At 64.3% G+C, this 17,027-nt stretch carries 24 protein-coding genes and 1 tRNA gene; 13 read left to right on the top strand and 12 right to left on the bottom strand.

All coding sequences use genetic code 11. From position 1 onward, the window contains the following. From AC1DKD_RS26600 to AC1DKD_RS26625, 6 genes are all read left to right on the top strand, one after another. Positions 1–191, top strand: a 191-nt coding sequence (locus AC1DKD_RS26600) for a hypothetical protein (protein ID WP_477143892.1), incomplete at its 5' end; no start/stop codon positions are given. A gap of 151 nt (positions 192–342) precedes the next feature. Next, entirely contained in the window at positions 343–753 is a 411-nt protein-coding gene (locus tag AC1DKD_RS26605; protein WP_477110962.1) for a hypothetical protein, read from the top strand. Next, a complete protein-coding gene (locus tag AC1DKD_RS26610; protein WP_477110961.1) occupies positions 746–1,225 on the top strand; it encodes a glycoside hydrolase family 24 protein in 480 nt (159 codons plus the stop codon). Before AC1DKD_RS26605 ends, AC1DKD_RS26610 begins: the two co-directional genes overlap by 8 nt. Further along, complete coding sequence (locus tag AC1DKD_RS26615) at positions 1,222–1,620, top strand: ubiquitination-like system serine protease family protein (RefSeq protein WP_477110960.1); 399 nt, start codon at positions 1,222–1,224, stop codon at positions 1,618–1,620. Before AC1DKD_RS26610 ends, AC1DKD_RS26615 begins: the two co-directional genes overlap by 4 nt. Next, entirely contained in the window at positions 1,620–2,021 is a 402-nt protein-coding gene (locus tag AC1DKD_RS26620) for a hypothetical protein (protein ID WP_477110959.1), read from the top strand. The genes AC1DKD_RS26615 and AC1DKD_RS26620 overlap by 1 nt, the downstream gene beginning before the upstream one ends. Next, on the top strand, positions 2,018–2,275 hold the full coding sequence (locus tag AC1DKD_RS26625; RefSeq protein ID WP_477110958.1) for a hypothetical protein: 258 nt from the start codon (positions 2,018–2,020) through the stop codon (positions 2,273–2,275). Before AC1DKD_RS26620 ends, AC1DKD_RS26625 begins: the two co-directional genes overlap by 4 nt. A gap of 3 nt (positions 2,276–2,278) precedes the next feature. Here the strand turns inward: AC1DKD_RS26625 and AC1DKD_RS26630 are convergent, their stop codons facing one another. From AC1DKD_RS26630 to AC1DKD_RS26640, 3 genes are all read right to left on the bottom strand, one after another. After that, a complete protein-coding gene (locus tag AC1DKD_RS26630) occupies positions 2,279–2,503 on the bottom strand; it encodes a DUF2188 domain-containing protein (protein WP_477110957.1) in 225 nt (74 codons plus the stop codon). 134 nt (positions 2,504–2,637) lie between these two features. Further along, a complete protein-coding gene (locus AC1DKD_RS26635; RefSeq protein WP_477110956.1) occupies positions 2,638–2,862 on the bottom strand; it encodes a DUF2188 domain-containing protein in 225 nt (74 codons plus the stop codon). A gap of 196 nt (positions 2,863–3,058) precedes the next feature. Further along, positions 3,059–3,265: a DUF2188 domain-containing protein gene (locus tag AC1DKD_RS26640; protein WP_477110955.1), complete on the bottom strand. Its 207-nt coding sequence runs from the start codon at positions 3,263–3,265 to the stop codon at positions 3,059–3,061. Between the two features lie 535 nt (positions 3,266–3,800). Between AC1DKD_RS26640 and AC1DKD_RS26645 the strand changes: the two genes are divergently transcribed. Beyond that, positions 3,801–3,956 carry an excalibur calcium-binding domain-containing protein gene (locus AC1DKD_RS26645; RefSeq protein ID WP_477143895.1) on the top strand — a complete coding sequence of 52 codons (156 nt, stop codon included), beginning with the start codon at positions 3,801–3,803 and terminating at the stop codon, positions 3,954–3,956. A 494-nt stretch (positions 3,957–4,450) separates the two neighbouring features. Here AC1DKD_RS26645 and AC1DKD_RS26650 read toward each other — a convergent pair whose 3' ends face one another. The 6 genes from AC1DKD_RS26650 to AC1DKD_RS26675 are packed head-to-tail and all read right to left on the bottom strand — an operon-like array spanning position 4,451 to position 6,697. After that, positions 4,451–5,107 carry an SOS response-associated peptidase gene (locus AC1DKD_RS26650; protein WP_477110952.1) on the bottom strand — a complete coding sequence of 219 codons (657 nt, stop codon included), beginning with the start codon at positions 5,105–5,107 and terminating at the stop codon, positions 4,451–4,453. Between the two features lie 27 nt (positions 5,108–5,134). Beyond that, complete coding sequence (locus tag AC1DKD_RS26655) at positions 5,135–5,398, bottom strand: hypothetical protein (protein WP_477110951.1); 264 nt, start codon at positions 5,396–5,398, stop codon at positions 5,135–5,137. 19 nt (positions 5,399–5,417) lie between these two features. After that, positions 5,418–5,753 (bottom strand): hypothetical protein, encoded by a 336-nt coding sequence (locus AC1DKD_RS26660; protein WP_477110950.1) that lies wholly within the window; start codon positions 5,751–5,753, stop codon positions 5,418–5,420. A gap of 5 nt (positions 5,754–5,758) precedes the next feature. Further along, positions 5,759–6,145 carry a hypothetical protein gene (locus AC1DKD_RS26665; protein ID WP_477110949.1) on the bottom strand — a complete coding sequence of 129 codons (387 nt, stop codon included), beginning with the start codon at positions 6,143–6,145 and terminating at the stop codon, positions 5,759–5,761. 21 nt (positions 6,146–6,166) lie between these two features. Then, on the bottom strand, positions 6,167–6,427 hold the full coding sequence (locus AC1DKD_RS26670) for a hypothetical protein (protein ID WP_477143893.1): 261 nt from the start codon (positions 6,425–6,427) through the stop codon (positions 6,167–6,169). Positions 6,428–6,430: 3 nt separating this feature from the next. Next, positions 6,431–6,697 (bottom strand): hypothetical protein, encoded by a 267-nt coding sequence (locus AC1DKD_RS26675; RefSeq protein ID WP_477110947.1) that lies wholly within the window; start codon positions 6,695–6,697, stop codon positions 6,431–6,433. A gap of 135 nt (positions 6,698–6,832) precedes the next feature. Here AC1DKD_RS26675 and AC1DKD_RS26680 point away from each other — a divergent pair. The 5 genes from AC1DKD_RS26680 (at position 6,833) to AC1DKD_RS26700 (ending at position 9,194) form a co-directional block, all read left to right on the top strand. After that, positions 6,833–6,916 (top strand) — tRNA-Leu (locus tag AC1DKD_RS26680). Positions 6,917–7,245: 329 nt separating this feature from the next. Then, entirely contained in the window at positions 7,246–7,536 is a 291-nt protein-coding gene (locus AC1DKD_RS26685; protein WP_477111097.1) for a hypothetical protein, read from the top strand. Positions 7,537–7,887: 351 nt separating this feature from the next. Further along, a complete protein-coding gene (locus AC1DKD_RS26690; protein ID WP_276288260.1) occupies positions 7,888–8,139 on the top strand; it encodes a hypothetical protein in 252 nt (83 codons plus the stop codon). 143 nt (positions 8,140–8,282) lie between these two features. After that, positions 8,283–8,651, top strand: coding sequence for a hypothetical protein (locus tag AC1DKD_RS26695; protein WP_441627282.1), 369 nt, complete (start codon positions 8,283–8,285; stop codon positions 8,649–8,651). A gap of 288 nt (positions 8,652–8,939) precedes the next feature. Then, positions 8,940–9,194 (top strand): hypothetical protein, encoded by a 255-nt coding sequence (locus AC1DKD_RS26700; RefSeq protein ID WP_441627280.1) that lies wholly within the window; start codon positions 8,940–8,942, stop codon positions 9,192–9,194. Between the two features lie 2 nt (positions 9,195–9,196). Here AC1DKD_RS26700 and AC1DKD_RS26705 read toward each other — a convergent pair whose 3' ends face one another. Both AC1DKD_RS26705 and AC1DKD_RS26710 read right to left on the bottom strand, forming a co-directional pair. Continuing rightward, positions 9,197–9,778 (bottom strand): DUF2939 domain-containing protein, encoded by a 582-nt coding sequence (locus AC1DKD_RS26705; protein WP_441627278.1) that lies wholly within the window; start codon positions 9,776–9,778, stop codon positions 9,197–9,199. A 94-nt stretch (positions 9,779–9,872) separates the two neighbouring features. Then, on the bottom strand, positions 9,873–14,753 hold the full coding sequence (locus AC1DKD_RS26710; protein WP_477143894.1) for an NAD-glutamate dehydrogenase: 4,881 nt from the start codon (positions 14,751–14,753) through the stop codon (positions 9,873–9,875). Positions 14,754–15,132: 379 nt separating this feature from the next. Here AC1DKD_RS26710 and AC1DKD_RS26715 point away from each other — a divergent pair, with 379 nt between their 5' ends. Continuing rightward, the gene (locus tag AC1DKD_RS26715) at positions 15,133–16,647 is read left to right on the top strand and encodes an acetyl-CoA hydrolase/transferase family protein (protein WP_441627274.1); all 1,515 of its coding nucleotides are present in this window, start codon (positions 15,133–15,135) and stop codon (positions 16,645–16,647) included. 52 nt (positions 16,648–16,699) lie between these two features. Here AC1DKD_RS26715 and AC1DKD_RS26720 read toward each other — a convergent pair whose 3' ends face one another. Beyond that, a complete protein-coding gene (locus AC1DKD_RS26720) occupies positions 16,700–16,822 on the bottom strand; it encodes a hypothetical protein (RefSeq protein WP_441627272.1) in 123 nt (40 codons plus the stop codon). Positions 16,823–17,027 lie beyond the last annotated feature (205 nt).

Here is a 17,027-nt window from a genome sequence, read left to right on the forward strand (position 1 = left end):
ACCTCAATGGACCCCTTGCCGTTCAATTGGGCGATTTTTCCGTTGCCGATATAGACGCCGGAGTGTTCCATGTATCCAAGGAAAAGGTCGCAATAAACGATGCTTCCCAGTTCCGGCATGTCGACGGTATCTCTGATGTAGTTGTCGATAATGTGCTCGGCAACTTCAAATCTACGAAGGCCTTTCCATAAATACGAGATCATTTTCTAATTTTGTGGGGTGGTTGCATTGGATGCTACTTAAGGGCGGCCAGAGAGGAATCCTTCTTCGGTGGGGTCAAGTTTTCTTTCGTTATGCCGTGTGGCCCGCCTCGTGCGGGCATTTTCATTTCCGGGGTTACAAATGTCTGAACCAATCAGCGGCAGCGCCGCAGCAGGGGCCGCGGGCGCGGCTGCATTCAAAGCAATCGGCGGCACCGCCGGCGTGGCGGCCGGCGCAAGCGGTCTGGCGGCAATCGTGGTGATGATCATGATGCGGCCGCGCAGCACAGCGGAATGGGCTGTCGCGCTGATCTCGACGGTGGTATCGAGCGTCGGTGGCGGGGCGGCGGTGGTGCAGCACTACTCCCTGCAGATCTGGACGCAGGACTACATCGGGCTGGTGGCGCTGTTCGGCCTGGTGTTCGCCTGCGGGCTGCCTGGCTGGGCGGTGGTCCGCTGGCTCTTCAACTTCATTGAGCGGCGTCGCGACAAGGATCTGGCCGAGGTTGCTGAGGACGTGCGCGATGCAGTAACTGGGGGCAATCATGGCTGATATGGACACCCCGAACATCCGGCCATTCCTGGACACCATCGCGGTGTCCGAGCTGGGCCGTGCGCTGCTGGCGAAGTCCGACAACGGGTACAACGTGCTGGTCGGCAGCAAGCCGGCGGCGCCAATCCTGTTTCACAGCTACGCCGACCACCCGCGGCGGCTGATTCAGATCCGGCCCGGCCTGTCCTCGACGGCCGCTGGCCGCTACCAGCTGTTGGCGCGCTACTACAACCCGTACCGGCAGCTGCTCGGCCTGGCCGACTTCAGCCCAGCGTCGCAGGACCGCATCGCCGTGCAGCAGATCCGCGAGCGCCTGGCGCTGCCGCTGCTCGCCGCCGGCCGGTTCGACGAGGCTGTCTCCCGGGTGCGGAACATCTGGGCGAGCCTGCCGGGCGCCGGCTATGGCCAGAACGAACACTCGCTGGACTATCTGCGGGGCGTGTACCTGAAGGCGGGAGGCCTGCTGGCATGAGCGCGCTATCGAAAGTCCTGCGGCAGCCGGCGGCCGGCTGCCTTTCCTTCTGGTGCCCAGGCTGCGGCCAGTCTCACCAGATCCAGCATGGTGACGGGCCGGGCCCGCGCTGGGGCTGGAACGGCGACGTGGAGCGGCCGATATTCACCCCCAGCGTGCTCGTGACGGGCACGGATTTCACCGAGGCAGGCGAGGCCGAGTACGAGCAATGGATGGCGGCCGGGTGTCCGCCGCTCGACGGGCGCCGGTTCGACAGTCGCGCGATCGTCTGCCATTCGTTCGTTGGCTGCAGCGGAGCGCAGCCCGGCGAGATCATCTTCCTGGGCGACTGCACGCACGTGCTGGCGGGCCAGACCGTGCCGCTGGCCGAGTTTCCGGAGGGATGGGGATGCTGATGCCGACGATTCCATGGCGCTCCTGTGGCGTGGCCGCGCTGCTCGGCGCCGTGCTCGCGGTGGTGCTGGCTTACCTGCTGTATTTCGCGCCGCGCGCGGAGGCTGCCAGCCAGGCGCTGCAGGCGGCCACCGAGCGCGCCGGCCGCGTGCAGGATGCCAACGAGAGGTGCGCCGCCGACGTGGATAAGGCCAACGGCGCCGTCGCGGCGCTGAAGGCGGCGGCTGCGGCGCGCGCTGGGCAGCTTGCGGAGGCGCTGGCCCAGGCCGCGGGCCGCGCAGCGGCGGCGGAGGGCAAGGCCGCCGACCTGGCGCGGCGCCCGCCGGCCAGACCGGCCGACCTATGCGGCTCGCTGGACGAGTTGCTGACCGAGGCGATCAAAGAACGGAGGGCCGGGCGATGAAGAGCTTCTTGGTGCTGGGGGCGTTGCTGGCGGGCTGCGCCGGCGCTCCGCAGGTGATCACGCAGACGAAGACGATGGAGGTGCCGGTGGCGGTGCCGTGCAAGGTGCAGCCGGTCGCGCGGCCAGCATGGGCGCTCGATCAGATCGATCCTGCGGCGGACGTGTTCACGAAGGGGCGGGCGGCGCTAGTGGAGGTGCGTCAGCGTGCGGCTTACGAGATCCGACTGGAGGCGGCGGTGGCCGCGTGCCAGTAGTAGCTATCCCCAGTTGTTTCGTGGATTGCGGCCGCACGTATCGCGCTTGCGAACGCGGCCATCGAGGCCATGGATCAGCAATTCGACCTGCTCGCGGCTGGCCTTCTCCTTGCCAGCGTCGATGGCTTCCTGCTCTGTATCGTAAAAGACCACGCTTTGCTCTGTGCTTTCCACGTCAACTGCCCAACGCTTTCCAGTCGCGGGCATCACATGAATGTCTCCTTTCATCGTCGTCTCCTACAGCGGTTTATCCCCAACTTCTAGACTGACGGCGAGATGCCGGCTATCAGGTAGCGTCCGACAGCACGAAGCAAGGAGGGAGGGCGCAAGGTGGCCGGCATCACGGTAGCGGGCAATGCACCTCAATGCATCGAAGTGGACTGGACGTTCATGGACTCGAGCTCGCTAGGATGCTCATCGATTCCATGAATCAGGAGGCAAGCATCTTCTTGCATAGCTATGAGGACGCCAGCAGAGATGGCTGCGCCTCGTGACGGGTATTTGACACGCTGACTTTCGGGGGCATCGGTTTCCACGGCCCAACGACCGTCTTCGCCAACCAACACCAGGACGGTTGTGATCGACATGTTCACATCCTACAGAGTGGACATATTTCTCTTCTAGGAAAGTTCGCGCGACAAAGATATCAGCGCTCGTCTGATTTTCGCGAATCGCGAAAGCATAAGGCCGCATACGGCACGAAGAAAAACGCCCCGCCGATAGAGCGAGCGGCGAGGCGCAAACAGGCAGGCTCATGTTGGACCTGCCCGCTGGGGTAGTACTTCAATGCTTCATGTCGCTACTAAAGCGGATTTGGCCGTCCTTGCCATGCACCAGCAACTCAACTTTTTCGCGCTCGGCAAGCGCGGTCCCAGCTTTGATCGCATCTTCCATGGTGTCGTAGTGGAATCGCGCGCGCGCGGCACCATCCTGCCTGACATCCCAGCCCTTGCCATGAGGTATGACGTGGAAGTTGCCCTTGTATGTCATGGCGATCTCCTAAAGTCAGGCTTGCCTCAAGCCGCCAAGGCGAGTGCTGGACGTATCAACCGCCCCTTGCCGCTCCTTTCCTCTAACATGAGATCGACACCCTTGCGGGCTGCTAGGGCACTTCCGACGCTCAACGCCTCGTCTAGACTTTCGAACTCGAGGATTGCGGTGGTTGCGCCACAGACCTTTAGAACCCAACTGGCATTTACGGCACAAACCGTGATGTCGCTTGGCATCTCAGAATCTCCTGGAAAGAGATGCCTTAAGGCTAGGAGGGGTCGCGAGAAACTGCCATCGGACACCGTCCTACCTATTAGTCGGCACCTGAGCAGCCCCAGCAGACTCTCTTCACACACAATGGTCTTGATGATAAGTGCGCGGTGCATGATGAGTTGCTTGAGGCAATCGCGCATGTCGCCCGGTACTGATCGGTGTAGCTGTCGTCGCTGCCTGGTTCTATTTCAAGCAATCCACCAAGGTTGAACAGGCTGCCCAGCCTGTTCAACCCGTGATTGAAGCGAAAGCACCTACTGCTGTGTCGCCGGTCTTTCAATGCAAGGGGAAGCAGCACTGTAGCCAAATGACTTCGTGCGAGGAGGCCCGTTTCTACCTGCGCAGTTGCCCTGGCGTGAAGATTGACGGCGACGGAGACGGGATCCCCTGCGAAGTGCCACCACTGCAGTGTTCGTAGATGGCGGTGGCGCAGTGCGCGACGTATTAGATCCGGCTGGAGGCTGCCGTGGCCGCTTGTCGGTTAGCGCGCGGTGGAGCAGGGGAGGCGGCTGGCGAATCTGGAGAACGAGTTGAGGTAAAGCGTAGGTGCCCTGATGCGCTGATGCGCTGATGCGCTGGTGGTCGGCAGCACCTTAGAGGGAGAAAGGGGTGTAGGCGCAGGGAGATGGCGCCTACACCTCGGAATAGCAACAAGGGGGTCCAATCTGTTGCCGTAGTTAATGATAATGCGTCGCATCAACAACAAATACCCCACTAGCGATGGGCGCGACGGAGGGCACCGGCGTACGGACCTGGCGGACGAGGTGCGGGCGCGCTGGCGGTAAGAAAAAAGCACCCGCGGCCAGGAGGAAGCGGGTGCTGAAAGGAATGCGGGGCAATCGCGTTTGCCCTGAGTCAATCTAGTGGAGTTAGGTCCGATAGAACATAACTCTCTTGGCGGGATTGGCAGGGCTACTCGGCAGCCTTTGCTCGCGGCGCGCGCGGCGCCGCCTCGGCATCCATCAGCTCGGGCGGGTAGGGCCGCATGAAGCTGCGCGCCCGGTCTGGATCCCGACAGGTTAGCCAGTCGTCCCATTCCGCCCGCGGCACGATCACGATCATCCGTTTTTCCTTGCCCGGCGCATGGAAGCGGTTCATCACCGGGTGCTTGTCGGAGTTGATGGTCAGCATCGTGAAGCTGAAGACCTCGGCGCCGGCCTCGCCCGGCCAGGCGCGCCACAGGCCCGCGATGGCAAACTCGGGCTCGTCCTTCAGCCAGATCCGCCACCGGACCGACTTGGGCCCGGATTCGTAGTTCGGCTCGTAGAAGCTGGTTGCCGGCACCAGGCAGAGCTGGCCTTTCTTCCAGGGCCCTGAGAACGAACGCTTCTCGCCGACCGTCTCTGATCGCGCATTGGTGGTGTCGAACTTGGCCACGCCCGGCGGGATCCGGCTCTTGGGCACCATGCCGAAGGTCCCAACCAACGCCTGGCGCGCGCCGCCGTTGCTGACGATGATCGGTGCGGCATAGTCCGGCCAAGTCTCAGGCGGGTAGTCCAGAGGAGGCGGCTCGACGCCGTAGACGTCGCGCAGCAGTTGGCGCTGGACTGGGGCGTAGTTGTTGCACATGACATCTCCAGTGTTCGTGGTCGCTGCCTATCTCAACACCTCGTACTCCCAGCCGTGGTAGCTGTAGAGATACTCCCCACTGCCATCTCGGTCCGTTAGCTTTGCCAAAAGCCGGAATTTTGTGCCAACGGGATAGTCCTTTCCAAGCCTTCGTGCGCATTCGACGCTCATCGTTTGCGGATATTTCTCGCCGGCCACAGGCCTGAAGTGAATCTTCCCGCGGCGGCCAGAAAGATCAGTCGGGTAGTAGCTCTCCACGATGACGAACTCGTATGAATTGTCCTGCGCCATCTTCTCCTCTCCTTTTGGGTTAGTCCCTCCGGTTTTTCTTGCGAGTGTAGACGCTTTGCATCGGCGGCCCGAAGAACTCCCGCTCCCAGGCCTCCCGCTCTTCGATGCACGGCTCGCCCCGAATTTCGGCCCGGAAAGTCTCCAAGATCTGCATGTGCGACGTGTGGCAGCCTCCGCCGTACGCCCGCTGCAACTGGTTGGCCCGCAGCAGCAGGACCTGCAGGCGGTGGATGTCCCACAGCAGGTCCCGGACCTCGGGGCAGGGGTTGCGCATATATATAGCGCGCAACTCGCCGGCCGTGCGCTTCGGGTACTGGTAACGGCCATCCGGGCCGATGGGGAAGCTGGGCGCCATGGCGATTACTTCGCCGCCGGCTGTAGCACGCGCATCGCCTTTTCGGCCACTCGCCGGTGCTTATCCCGTGCCTCCGCCCAGCTTGCTGACGTGAAAATCTTGTCGACACTGGGAGCAATGAGGTGCGTCAGGAAGACCGGGGTGTCCCACGGGCAGAAGCACGTCCAGACGCGGGCATTCTGATCTGGCAGATCGGTGCGCAGCACGAATCGTTTGAACCAGCCCGTCAGGAAGTCGAGATGAACCTGCCGCTCTAGTTCCTCCACCGGCTTGCCGGAAGGGTCGAGGATGTAGGATCGCGTGCGGAAGGGGTCGCCATAAAGATCTGGTGTGCCGCCGCGCACGGCGTGACGCAGCGCACGGATCCAGTTCTCGGGGGTATCGGGTGGCATGGCGGTGCGCGGTACGGATATTCAGCGCCGGGGGAACCGCGCGCGTAGGGGCGGCTTGACCACCGGTCGGGAAACCTTGATCCGGTGGTGCTGGCCGTCCTGCTCGAAAGACRGGTAGTCGGCCGTCCACACCATCTTCTCTATGTGGCGGGTCTCGATGCCATGCACGGTCACCGCGTTGGCCGTCACCGTAACGTTCTCGCAGTCCRGGCGCAGCTCGGCCGTGTCACCGGGAAGGAAGTGGGATTCGAGGAAGATGGAGGCAGGACGGAAGGTGGTCATGGCTTAGTGCTTCCCGCGAACAACGGGCTTGACCACGAAATCGGGCGCGTTAAATTCGATGCGCGGAATCTCGCCTTCGGCTTGCAGACGACGCACGTCGACATGGACATGGGCGGCTATGTGGCCGTGCATGGCCTTACCAAAGGCAAGGCCGCCAATATGGTACGAGCCGCAGGAGGGGCAGACATACGAATAGCCGTCGTGTGAGCGGAGGGGCGCTCGCTCGGCAGGTGATTTGCATAGCGGACAGTCGGCAGATTCGTGGGTCATGGCGGTCTCCTGTGTGGAAATACTGTACATCCATACAGTATAGCGCCATCCAAGATCTGGGGCGGCATCGACGCGCAACCCGCATGCAGCCGTGCCTATTTCTTGTGCTCCGTCTTGGATGAAAACATCACAACATGAGGTGTAGCAAGGCGTAGCGGGTATTTTCCGACCTGCATGGGGTGCAGGTGGTCGGAGGTTCAAATCCTCTCGCCCCGACCAAATTAGAGCCCACGTAATCAATCGATTACGTGGGCTTTTCTCATTTCTGTTTCTGTATCAGCGCGGTCGCCAATGATGTTGGCGAACTCTTATATCCGCCTGCCATAACTTGGCTCTGGGTACGCATACCCAGAATCGGGCATGCGCCAAGTGAGCCCGTCTTGCAGCGCAAACAGGTTTGTCGGGAAGTGCTGGCCGCTTCTACAATCAACCCATCGACGGCGCGGCATACATGTCTTGCCGGGCAGGAGTTCGCGGCCCACGGCGCCGGGCAGCAGACCTCACCGGATGCCGCTTGTGCTGACTTTTGCGAATGACAGGAGTGCATGATGGCCAAACGCGAGCGCGCCGCCCGCGCCTTGCAGGACGAGGTAAGCCGGCGCATCCAGCGCATCGATGACATCATTGAGGACGGCGCAAAGATCCGGGTGCCTGTGCCGCAAGCGCATGCACGCGATGCGAGAGGGCGTAACTGGGATATGAAGGTCTTCGGCAACGCCGCAGGCTACGAACGGAGTATCCGGGCCGTGGTGGACAAGGCACGCGACGAATTCGACCTGAACGAGGTGCCGGGCCAGCAAAGCGCTGATCCCTTCGGCACTCCCTCTTCGCCGGAGTAAGGGCTTCGTTGGAGTAACGACATGCAGGCTTGCGATCCCTGCCACCTTCTCGTTGGCGCACCGGCCACGGTGCAGCCGCATGAGAATCTGGCTGCATCCGGTGCGGGCGCGCTTGGCTTGGACATCAATTCACGTTGGGTGGACCGGCCATGGCGCTGCACGGTCTGCGGCGCCTGGATGTTCCAGAATGCTGCCCACGGCGAGCCGCCCAACGTCTGGCGCATGGGGCGCCGCCCGCAGGATCGCCCCCAGGACCGGACTTAGACCCGGCGGCGGGTTCGCGCCGCCGCTCTCCCTGGCCGGGCGCTGCGCTGCGGCATGCTACGATGGCCGCAAAGGGAGACGCTACTCATGAATGAATCCAGAACGCAGAACTACCGAGGCTACGTGATTTTGATCTCGGTGCAGCAGCAGGAGCGGGGGTGCCTGGTGAACGCCTCGATCGTCCAGGAGGCCAAGGGGGCGGTGCGCAATCCTTCGCCCTTGCAATCCTGGGAGGGGCATGAGCAGGGCGAACTGCTGGAAGTGGCCGATCGGGCTCAGGCGCGCGCATGCCGGCTGATCGACGCGACCGTGGACCACGTAGCTTATGCCGCGGGTTGATTGATCGTCGTGCCTGTGCCCGCTGGCACGATCGGTTGCTGGTTTGTCTTGCGCCGGATGCGCCAGCCGGAGCATTGTTCGTATTCGGCAGAAGTTTTGAGGGTGGGCCTACATGGCGCGGTCTGGCGGTCGTTAATCCCGATATGAAATCATTCGATGCTTGCGAAGACGGCGCGGCCAATGCCGATGTCATGGGCTGGGGGTCTTCGCCCCCCCACGTATTGGCCGCCGTGCTCAATACTGCCCTGGCAGCAGAAGATCTGGACGGCTTCGCCGCGCTGTTGTCGGATATGGCGCGCGATCGCGGCTTCAAGGGCGCGCGTGGCTCGCACCAGTCCATCTACGATATGCCCTACGCCAGCCTGCTGCCGCGCCAGCAGCATCTGCTGGCCGATGCCTTTGAGTTGCTGATTCGCCTGGGCCTGGAGCTGCAGCCCCGCAGGCCGCGCGTGCTGGGCGATATCCGGGGCGGGCTCCTGGCGCACGGCAATCACGAGATTCCCTCCGACTAACGGGCACGCGGACCGGCTGGCAGGGCGGGCGTGCTGCGTGCTAGCATCTCGCGAAAACGGGGCGTTGACGCAGCAATCGACCGTCACAGCGGACAGCCATGGTCAATGGCATGCAGGTCCATCTGTGGCGCAACGCGGCCTTCAGTCCTGAACAACCAGATCGCCGCACTGATGGCGACGTGTCGCCCGGTCCGATGCCGATCCCGACCGGGCGATGATGCCGACACGGCCCGCGCGCGCACGGCCGTGGCGTTCGAGGGGAGCGATCGCGTGTTGTGGAGGTATGTTATGGACGAAGACGAACCTTTCGGGGTTGTGTTCGAGGATTTTCGCGTCATCTGGGTGGCCGAGCGTTTGCAGGACGGCACATGGACCGCGCGCTATTGCTGGAGCCCCGGCACCTCCGAGGCCTCCGGCAACGCACTCCGGGCCGCGGTGCTCGGCGGCAAGTCAAAGCGGCTGCTGGGGGACTTCAAGACCGAAGAAGAGACCGTCGACGCCATTAAGGCGGCGGTGTTGCTTGAGGCGAAATGGGGGCGGTGAAGCTAGGGCCTGGAGAGTTCAGGCAGCACGATGCTGCTCCATTTCCAGGTCCATAGGCCTTCTCGCTTCAGGCCGATGACAACGCGTTCGCCGTTGTCCTTGGTGGCGGAGGCTTCGACGCTGCCCCAGCCACGATAAGACAGGCCGTATTTGAGCGCATCCCTTGCGGCCTCCTGCTTTGCCTGTCCGGCCGGCTCGCTATTAATGCCCGGCGGGGCGGGAGGTGCGGGCTTCGGCTGCGCCTGCGTGCCGGGCTTCTCGCCGGCCATCAGCGCCATGACGCCGGCGGGCGACACCATGGTGTCGATCATGGTGTTGATGACCGCCAGGCCGATCGCTTGCCCGATACCGGCAAAGGGCATGTTCTGCAATCCGGTCCCGCCAAGCTTCTGCTGCAGGGACAAGTTCAGCTGTGCCTTCAGGCTTTCGCGCAGGGCGGGATAGTCGACATAGCGGGAGAACTTGTCGGCATCCCGCGCTTCGATGGCGGAGCGCATCTGGTAGAGCGCCCAGTACGGGCTGGCGTAGCTGCTGGCAGCGACGGCGATCACCGCCGCGATGGCGGCTTTGGCAGGTTTGTTCATCGGGTTCCCGGTTGGAGCGCATGCAACGGTACAGCGAGGCTGTACCGTTGCTGGCTGACATTCCGCCATTGTCTCCAATCGGCAGCGTCTGCGTCTACCCGCCCGGCTGGCTGCGCTCCAGCAAGCCGATTTCCCGCACGGCTACCGACAGCATCGACAAGCCGGCAGCGCCCGTTGCACGCTGGTCTGCCAGCATGCGCGAGAAGCGCTCGATCTGCGCCTGCCGGCCACCTCGCCATGCCTCGATGAGCTGGGCCGGGGTGTCCAGTTCCTGCGGTTGCGCCAGCACGCTTACCGTCAGCGCGCGCTTGAGGCGGCCGAGATCTTCCAGTGTCGTGGTGCGTGCCAGCAGGTCCCAGTGGCTCTCGGCAGGCAGTGCCAGCGCGCGTTCGCGCAGCCAGCCGAAGCTGAACTCCGTGTCGAGCGCGAAATACACACCTGCCACCAGCGCCAGGCTACGCTGCGTGGCGCCGGCTACCTCGGCAATATCCAGCGCGGCAGCGGAGATTTCTCCCGCAGCCACGCACAGGGCCAGGCCATCGCCCACGCCGGACTGGCTCAGCGCCTGCCGCCGCTCGGCCAGCGCCGTGGCCTCGGGGCCGGCCAGGAGCGCGGGCAATTGCGGCGTGAGCCATGCCGCGGCCTCCGCGTAGCGTGCGCTGTGGCTGTCTGCCGGTCCGCCTGCCTGAGGATGCCGCAGGAACCAGAGGCTGGCGTGCTCCAGCAGCCGCCCCACAGCGACGAACATTTGCGCCTGTACCGCGTCGTCGACACGGTTGTCCAGCGCGTCGATGTCCGCCCAGAGTGGCTCCAGGCGGAACACGTCGCGCGCGATCAGACAGGCGCGCACGATGTCGGCGGGACGCGCATCGGTCTCTTCCAGCATGCGATGGACAAAGGTGGCACCGACACGGTTGACCAGTGTATTGGTCAGGTGCGTGGAAAGGATCTCGCGGCGCAGCGGGTGGCGCAGCATGGTGTCGGCATGCCGCTCGCGCAGCGGCTGCGGGAAGTAGGCGGGCAACAGGCCGGCCACCAGCGGGTCCTCGGGCAAGTTCGAGGCAAGCAATTCGTCATACAGCCACATCTTGCTGTAGGCCAGCAGCACCGCCCGCTCGGGCGAGGTCAGTCCCAGTCCGGCGGCCTTGCGTTCCGCCAGTTCGTCCTCCGTTGGCAGGAATTCCAGCGCGCGCTTGAGGCGGCCTGCGCGCTCCAGCCAGCGGATCAGCCTGCCTTCCGCATCGATCAGCGAGGCGGCGTTGCGGCCCGCCACGGACAGCGCCTGGGTCTGGTAGTAGTTGTCTTCCAACACCAGCAGGCCGACCTCGTCCGTCATTTCCGCCAGCAGCTTGTTGCGCTGCTTTTCGGTCATCTCGCCATCCGCCACCGCCAGCCCGAGCAGGATCTTGATATTGACCTCGTGATCCGAGCAATCCACGCCGGCGGAATTGTCGATGGCATCGGTATTGATGCGTCCGCCATTGAGCGCGAATTCGATGCGGCCAAGTTGCGTGAAGCCAAGGTTGCCGCCTTCGCCGACTACCTTGCAGCGCAGCTCGGCGCCGTTGACGCGGACCGCGTCGTTGCTGYGGTCGCCCACTTGCAGGTGGCTCTCGTGGCTGGATTTGACGTACGTGCCGATGCCGCCGTTATAGAGCAGGTCGACCGGAGCCAGCAGGATGGCGTGGACCAGTTCGGCGGGCGACACCGTAGTGGCTGTGATGCCAAGGCAGGCTTGCACCTCGGGTGTGATGGCGATGGTCTTGGCGGTGCGTGGAAACACGCCGCCGCCGGCCGAGACCAGGCTCATGTCGTAGTCGGCCCAGCTGGAACGCGGCAGCTCGAAGATGCGCTGGCGTTCGCGCAGGCTGGAAGCCGGGTCGGGGCTGGGGTCGAGAAAGATGTGGCGATGGTCGAACGCGGCCACCAGGCGGATGTGGGGCGACAGCAGCATGCCGTTGCCGAAGACATCGCCGGACATGTCGCCAACGCCGGCGACGGTGAAATCGGTAGACTGGATATCGATGCCCATCTCGCGGAAATGGCGCTTGACCGATTCCCACGCGCCACGCGCCGTGATGGCCATTTTCTTGTGGTCGTAGCCKACSGAGCCGCCKGAMGCGAAGGCGTCGCCGAGCCAGAAGCCGTAYTCGGCTGAGATCGCGTTGGCGTAATCCGAAAAGCTCGCCGTGCCCTTGTCCGCGGCGACCACCAGATAGGGGTCGTCGCCGTCCTCGCGCACCACTTCCGGGGGCGGCACCAGGGTGCCGGCGACACGGTTGTCGGTCACGTCCAGCAGGCCGCGCAGGAAGGTCTGGTAGCAGGCAATGCCTTCCTGCAGGAAGGCGTCGCGGTCGGTTGCCGCCGGCGGCCGCTTGACCACGAAGCCCCCCTTGCTGCCCACCGGCACGATCACCGTGTTCTTCACCATCTGGGCCTTCATCAGCCCCAGCACTTCGGTGCGGAAGTCCTCGCGCCGGTCGGACCAGCGCAGGCCGCCGCGCGCTACCGGGCCGCCGCGCAGGTGCACGCCTTCCACGCGCGGGGAATAGACCCAGATCTCGAACATTGGCCGCGGCTCGGGCAGGCCCGAAACCAGCGCGGGGTTGAACTTGAACGAGAGGTAAGGGCGTGGCCCGCCATCGGGGCCTTGGCGGAAATAGTTGGTGCGTACCGTGGCATTGATCACGCCCAGGAACAGGCGCAGGATGCGGTCCTCGTCCAGGTTGGGCACCTGGTCCAGGGCGGTGCCGATGGCTTGCAGCAGGCGCTCGCAGCGCGCCGCGCGGGCGCTTTCCGCGACGGGATCGAAGCGTGCCACGAACAGTTCCACCAGCCGCGAGGCGATGGCCGGGTTGCCGGTCAGGGCCCGTTCGATATAAGCATCGCTGAAGGTCGATCCGACCTGGCGCAGATAGCGGGCATAGGCGCGCAGGATGGTCACGTCGCGCGCGGCCAGTTCGGCGCGCAGCACCAGCCGGTTGAAGTCGTCGTTCTCGATCTCGCCGTTCCAGGCGCGCGCGAAGGCATCCTCGAACAGCGCCTTGATGCGTGCGATATCGGCGCCGAGGTCGATGCCGGTAGCCACGCCATCGGCCATTTCCAGCCCGAAATCGTGGACCCATACCGGCGCCGCGCCGTTGGGCTCGACCAGGTAGGGGCGCTCCTCGTCCACGCGCACGCCGAGATGCTCGAGCATCGGCAGGCTGAGCGACAGCGCGATCGGCTCGCGTGCCCGGTAGACCTTGAAGCGGAACGCACCCGGCGCGGCTTCGATCGGCCGGTACAGGTTCATGGCGATGCCGCCGCTGGCCTGCGCCGCTTCCATCAGTTCGATATCCCGCACCGCGGTGCGAGCCGGGTAGTCCTCGCGATAGCCGGCGGGGAAGGCGTCGCCGTAGCGGCGCAGCAGGCGGTTGCCTTGCTCTTCGCCGGTGCTGTCCAGCAGGGCGGCGGCAAGGTCGTCCTGCCAGCGGCGGGCGGCCTGCACGATGCGCTCTTCCAGCTCCGCGGCGTTGACATCGGGCATGGTGCCGGGATCGCCGCGCACGATCAGCTGGATGCGCGCCAGCGGCGACTCGGAGAGTTGCGGCGTGAACTCGCAGCTATTGCCGTGGAAGGCGGTCATCATCAGCTTCTGGATGCGCTGGCGCAAGTCGGTGTTGTACTTGTCGCGCGGCACGAACACCAGGCAGGAGACGAAGCGGTCGAAGCGGTCGCGCCGCACGAACAGGCGAATGCGCTGGTGCTCCTGCAGGCGCAGGATGCCCAGAGAAATGCCGAACAACTCATCTTCATCGGCCTGGAACAGTTCGTCGCGCGGGTATTGCTCGAGGATGGTGACCAGCGACTTGTAGAGATGGCCCTTGGTCAGGAACCCGGCGCGGGTCAGGATATTCTCGAACTTGCGGCGTACCAGAGGGATGTCCGCGCTGGACATCATGTAGGCGGTGGAAGTGTAGAGCCCCACGAAGCGGCGCTCGCCGAACAGTTTGCCGTCGGCGCCGATGAGCTTGACGCCGATGTAGTCCAGGTAGCCGGGCCGGTGCACGGTGGCCCGCGAGTTGGCCTTGGTCAGGAAAATCGGCGAACTGCCCTCGATGACGGTGGTGGCCGCCGCGGGCAACTCGGTGAGCGTGTCCGCGTCGGGCGTGCGCAGGCTTTCGCGCAGGATGCCGGCACCGGAGCCAGCCACGCCACGCAGGTAGAAGCGGCCGTCCTGGTTCACGAGTTCGTAGTCGCGCTGGCCCAGGAAGCAGAAATGATCGTCCAGCATCCATTCCAGGAAGGCGCAGGCTTCCTGCGTATCGGGCTGGCCGCCCTCCGGACCCTGTGCCAGCTTCTCGATGGTGGTGCGCGTGATGGCCGTCATCTGCGGCCAGTCTTCCACTGCGGCGYGCACATCGCCCAGCACGCGCGCAATGCCGCTGCRCAAGGCTTCTTGCGTGGCAGCATCGCCGCAGCGATCCACTTCGAAATGGATAAAGGATTCGAGGCGCGGGCCGCCGGCGGGTTCGTTCGTGGCCGCGTCGCCCTCACTGCCTAGCCCCACTTTCGCAATGGTGCCGTCCGCGTTGCGCCAGACCTGGAAGACCGGGTGAATCGCCGAGTGCAAGGCCAGGCCAAGCCGGTTGACCTCCATGGTGACGGAGTCGACCAGGAACGGCATGTCATCGTTGACGATCTCCACCACCGAGTGATCGGAGTGCCAGCCGTGCTGTTCAAGATTGGGGTTGTAGACACGCAGCCGCGCGTTGCCAGGGACGAAGCGCTGGGCGGTCTGCCAGTGCGCCATGACCGCGCCGTAGAGATCCGCTACCTCCCGCTTGAGCAGGTCTTCGGCATCGGCCAGGTCGTAGTAGTGGCGCAGGAAAGGCTCGACCTTGACGAACGTGTCGCCGGGCAGGCGGCCCTGTGCAAACTGGATGAGGTCGGCCAGCAACTGGGCCAGTCGCGCTTCGCTTTCCGCCAGCATGGTGTCTCCCCCAGACGGCTTGTTTCGGCAGTTTCATGCTGGGATAACCCGGCGTGGCACCGATGCGCGGTGTCCTCGCGGTGGCAGCATGACCGTGCTAACTACTGTAGAGCATAAAGGGGGGCGCCGCGCACAAAGTGCGCTGCACGCCTGTGGGGAGCTGCCGCATGGCGAGGCGCTGGCATGCGAAAGGGTGGCTATGAAATTTACGACTGGTTTTTATGATTTTATATCTTCGCAGGAATGCTTTTCCCGTGGCTACACTGCTTACCTGCGCCTTACCGGCCGGTAGGACGCGCGAGCCGAGCGGGGCACCGGGTCCTGCCACTGCGCGCGGTACAGCCCCAGCCGCCGGGACAGGCATCATGGAGACATAAAGATGTACAAGGAACGTATCCGGCTGGCCAGTCTGCTCGACAAGGTGATGCCGGCCCAGGCCGCGGCGGCGATGATCCGGGACGGCATGACCGTGGGCATGAGCGGGTTCACCCGCGCCGGCGACTGCAAGGCGGTGCCTGAGGCGCTGGCGCAGCGCGCGGCGACCGAACCGCTGCGCATTACGCTGATGACCGGCGCTTCGCTGGGCAACGACACCGACAAGCTCTTGGCCGAAGCCAATGTGCTGGCGCGGCGCTTGCCGTTCCAGGTCGACACGACCTTGCGGCGCAAGATCAATGCGGGCGAGGTGATGTTCATCGACCAGCATTTGTCGGAGACCGTGGAGCAACTGCGCGGGCGGCAGATCGCGCCGGTGGACGTGGCGGTGGTGGAAGCCGTGGCGATCACCGAGGAAGGCGGCATTGTGCCAACCACCTCGGTGGGCAATTCCGCGAGCTTTGCGATGCTGGCCAGCAAGGTGATTGTCGAGATCAACCTCAATATGCCGGGCGGCCTCGAGGGCCTGCACGATATCTACCTGCCTGCGCAGCGCCCCCACCGCGAGCCGATCCCGTTGGTTTCGGTGGATCAGCGCATCGGCTTGCCCTATATTCCGGTCGATCCCGCGAAGATTGCGGCCATCGTGATCACGCAGAAGGATGACAGTCCATCCACCGCGCAGCCGCCCGACCGGGAAACGCGGCAGATCGCGGGGCACCTGAACGATTTCCTCCTGCATGAGGTCCGGGCAGGCCGGCTGGCGCCGTCACTGCAACCCCTGCAGGCCGGCATCGGGACGATCGCCAACGCCGTGCTGCATGGCCTGATTGATTCGCCGTTCCGCGATCTCACGATGTATTCGGAAGTCTTGCAGGACAGCACGATCGAACTGCTCGATGCCGGGCGGCTGACCTTTGCCTCGGCTTCATCCGTCACCTTGACCAGCGCCGTCTACGCGCGCTTCCTGGCAGACCTGGAGCGCTACAAGTCACGCGTGATCCTGCGCCCGCAGGAGATCAGCAACCACCCGGAGATATTGCGCCGGCTCGGCCTGATCACCATCAACACGGCGCTCGAGTGCGATCTCTATGGCAATGTGAATTCCACCCATGTGGGCGGTACGCACATGATGAACGGCATCGGCGGCTCTGGCGACTTTGCCCGCAATGCGCACATTTCCGTATTCGTCACGAAGTCGGTGGCCAAGGCCGGCGCCATTTCCAGCATCGTGCCGATGGTTTCGCATGTGGACCACACCGAGCATGATGTCGATGTCATCGTGACCGAGCATGGCCTGGCCGATCTGCGCGGTCTGGCGCCGCGCGAGCGCGCGCAGCAGGTCATTGCCAATTGCGCCGATCCGCTGTATCGGGATCTGCTGCGTGATTACGTGACGCGCGCCGCGCGCCGCGGCGGACATACGCCGCACCTTATCGAGGAAGCGCTGGCCTGGCACGCGCGCTACCGCGAGGAGGGCACCATGGGCGGTCCCCAGGCAGCGCTGGCGGCTGCGTAAGCGGCGCGCGATTTTCCGGCGCCTCGTCCTCCCCGGGTATCCCTGGTTCTCCCTATCCCTTGAAGATAAGCACTGCCAGCACCAGGGAGGAAGCCATGAGGATCAGCACGTCTAGCATGATGGTCTCCGAAAAGGAGAAGGCCTGCCACGCCACGCAGCGGGGAAACCAGTGCATGCGGCAAGCGATGCTGGCCTGATCCTGCCTGCCTCCCGCAGGCCGGACAGTGCGCTGGCGCACCGTCCGGCGGGACGGCCTGCTGCCTGTGCCCGCGGCTTACTGCTTGGTCTTGGCGCCGTCGGTATAGGGATCGAACGAGCCGGCCTTGGCGCCGTCGGTGTACGGGTCGGGTTTGCCGGCCTTTGCTCCGTCGGTGTACGGG

This window comes from Cupriavidus sp. 05T313 (genome assembly GCF_056396665.1).

Excerpts from the sequence above, each read along its gene's own strand:
- AC1DKD_RS26605 (WP_477110962.1), top strand. The coding sequence starts at position 343 with ATGTCTGAACCAATCAGCGGCAGCGCCGCAGCAGGGGCCGCGGGCGCG.
- AC1DKD_RS26610 (WP_477110961.1), top strand. The coding sequence starts at position 746 with ATGGCTGATATGGACACCCCGAACATCCGGCCATTCCTGGACACCATC.
- AC1DKD_RS26615 (WP_477110960.1), top strand. The coding sequence starts at position 1,222 with ATGAGCGCGCTATCGAAAGTCCTGCGGCAGCCGGCGGCCGGCTGCCTT.
- AC1DKD_RS26620 (WP_477110959.1), top strand. The coding sequence starts at position 1,620 with ATGCCGACGATTCCATGGCGCTCCTGTGGCGTGGCCGCGCTGCTCGGC.
- AC1DKD_RS26625 (WP_477110958.1), top strand. The coding sequence starts at position 2,018 with ATGAAGAGCTTCTTGGTGCTGGGGGCGTTGCTGGCGGGCTGCGCCGGC.
- AC1DKD_RS26630 (WP_477110957.1), bottom strand. The coding sequence starts at position 2,503 with ATGAAAGGAGACATTCATGTGATGCCCGCGACTGGAAAGCGTTGGGCA.
- AC1DKD_RS26635 (WP_477110956.1), bottom strand. The coding sequence starts at position 2,862 with ATGTCGATCACAACCGTCCTGGTGTTGGTTGGCGAAGACGGTCGTTGG.
- AC1DKD_RS26640 (WP_477110955.1), bottom strand. The coding sequence starts at position 3,265 with ATGACATACAAGGGCAACTTCCACGTCATACCTCATGGCAAGGGCTGG.
- AC1DKD_RS26650 (WP_477110952.1), bottom strand. The coding sequence starts at position 5,107 with ATGTGCAACAACTACGCCCCAGTCCAGCGCCAACTGCTGCGCGACGTC.
- AC1DKD_RS26655 (WP_477110951.1), bottom strand. The coding sequence starts at position 5,398 with ATGGCGCAGGACAATTCATACGAGTTCGTCATCGTGGAGAGCTACTAC.
- AC1DKD_RS26660 (WP_477110950.1), bottom strand. The coding sequence starts at position 5,753 with ATGGCGCCCAGCTTCCCCATCGGCCCGGATGGCCGTTACCAGTACCCG.
- AC1DKD_RS26665 (WP_477110949.1), bottom strand. The coding sequence starts at position 6,145 with ATGCCACCCGATACCCCCGAGAACTGGATCCGTGCGCTGCGTCACGCC.
- AC1DKD_RS26675 (WP_477110947.1), bottom strand. The coding sequence starts at position 6,697 with ATGACCCACGAATCTGCCGACTGTCCGCTATGCAAATCACCTGCCGAG.
- AC1DKD_RS26685 (WP_477111097.1), top strand. The coding sequence starts at position 7,246 with ATGGCCAAACGCGAGCGCGCCGCCCGCGCCTTGCAGGACGAGGTAAGC.
- AC1DKD_RS26690 (WP_276288260.1), top strand. The coding sequence starts at position 7,888 with ATGAATGAATCCAGAACGCAGAACTACCGAGGCTACGTGATTTTGATC.
- AC1DKD_RS26695 (WP_441627282.1), top strand. The coding sequence starts at position 8,283 with ATGAAATCATTCGATGCTTGCGAAGACGGCGCGGCCAATGCCGATGTC.
- AC1DKD_RS26700 (WP_441627280.1), top strand. The coding sequence starts at position 8,940 with ATGGACGAAGACGAACCTTTCGGGGTTGTGTTCGAGGATTTTCGCGTC.
- AC1DKD_RS26705 (WP_441627278.1), bottom strand. The coding sequence starts at position 9,778 with ATGAACAAACCTGCCAAAGCCGCCATCGCGGCGGTGATCGCCGTCGCT.
- AC1DKD_RS26715 (WP_441627274.1), top strand. The coding sequence starts at position 15,133 with ATGTACAAGGAACGTATCCGGCTGGCCAGTCTGCTCGACAAGGTGATG.
- AC1DKD_RS26720 (WP_441627272.1), bottom strand. The coding sequence starts at position 16,822 with ATGCACTGGTTTCCCCGCTGCGTGGCGTGGCAGGCCTTCTCCTTTTCG.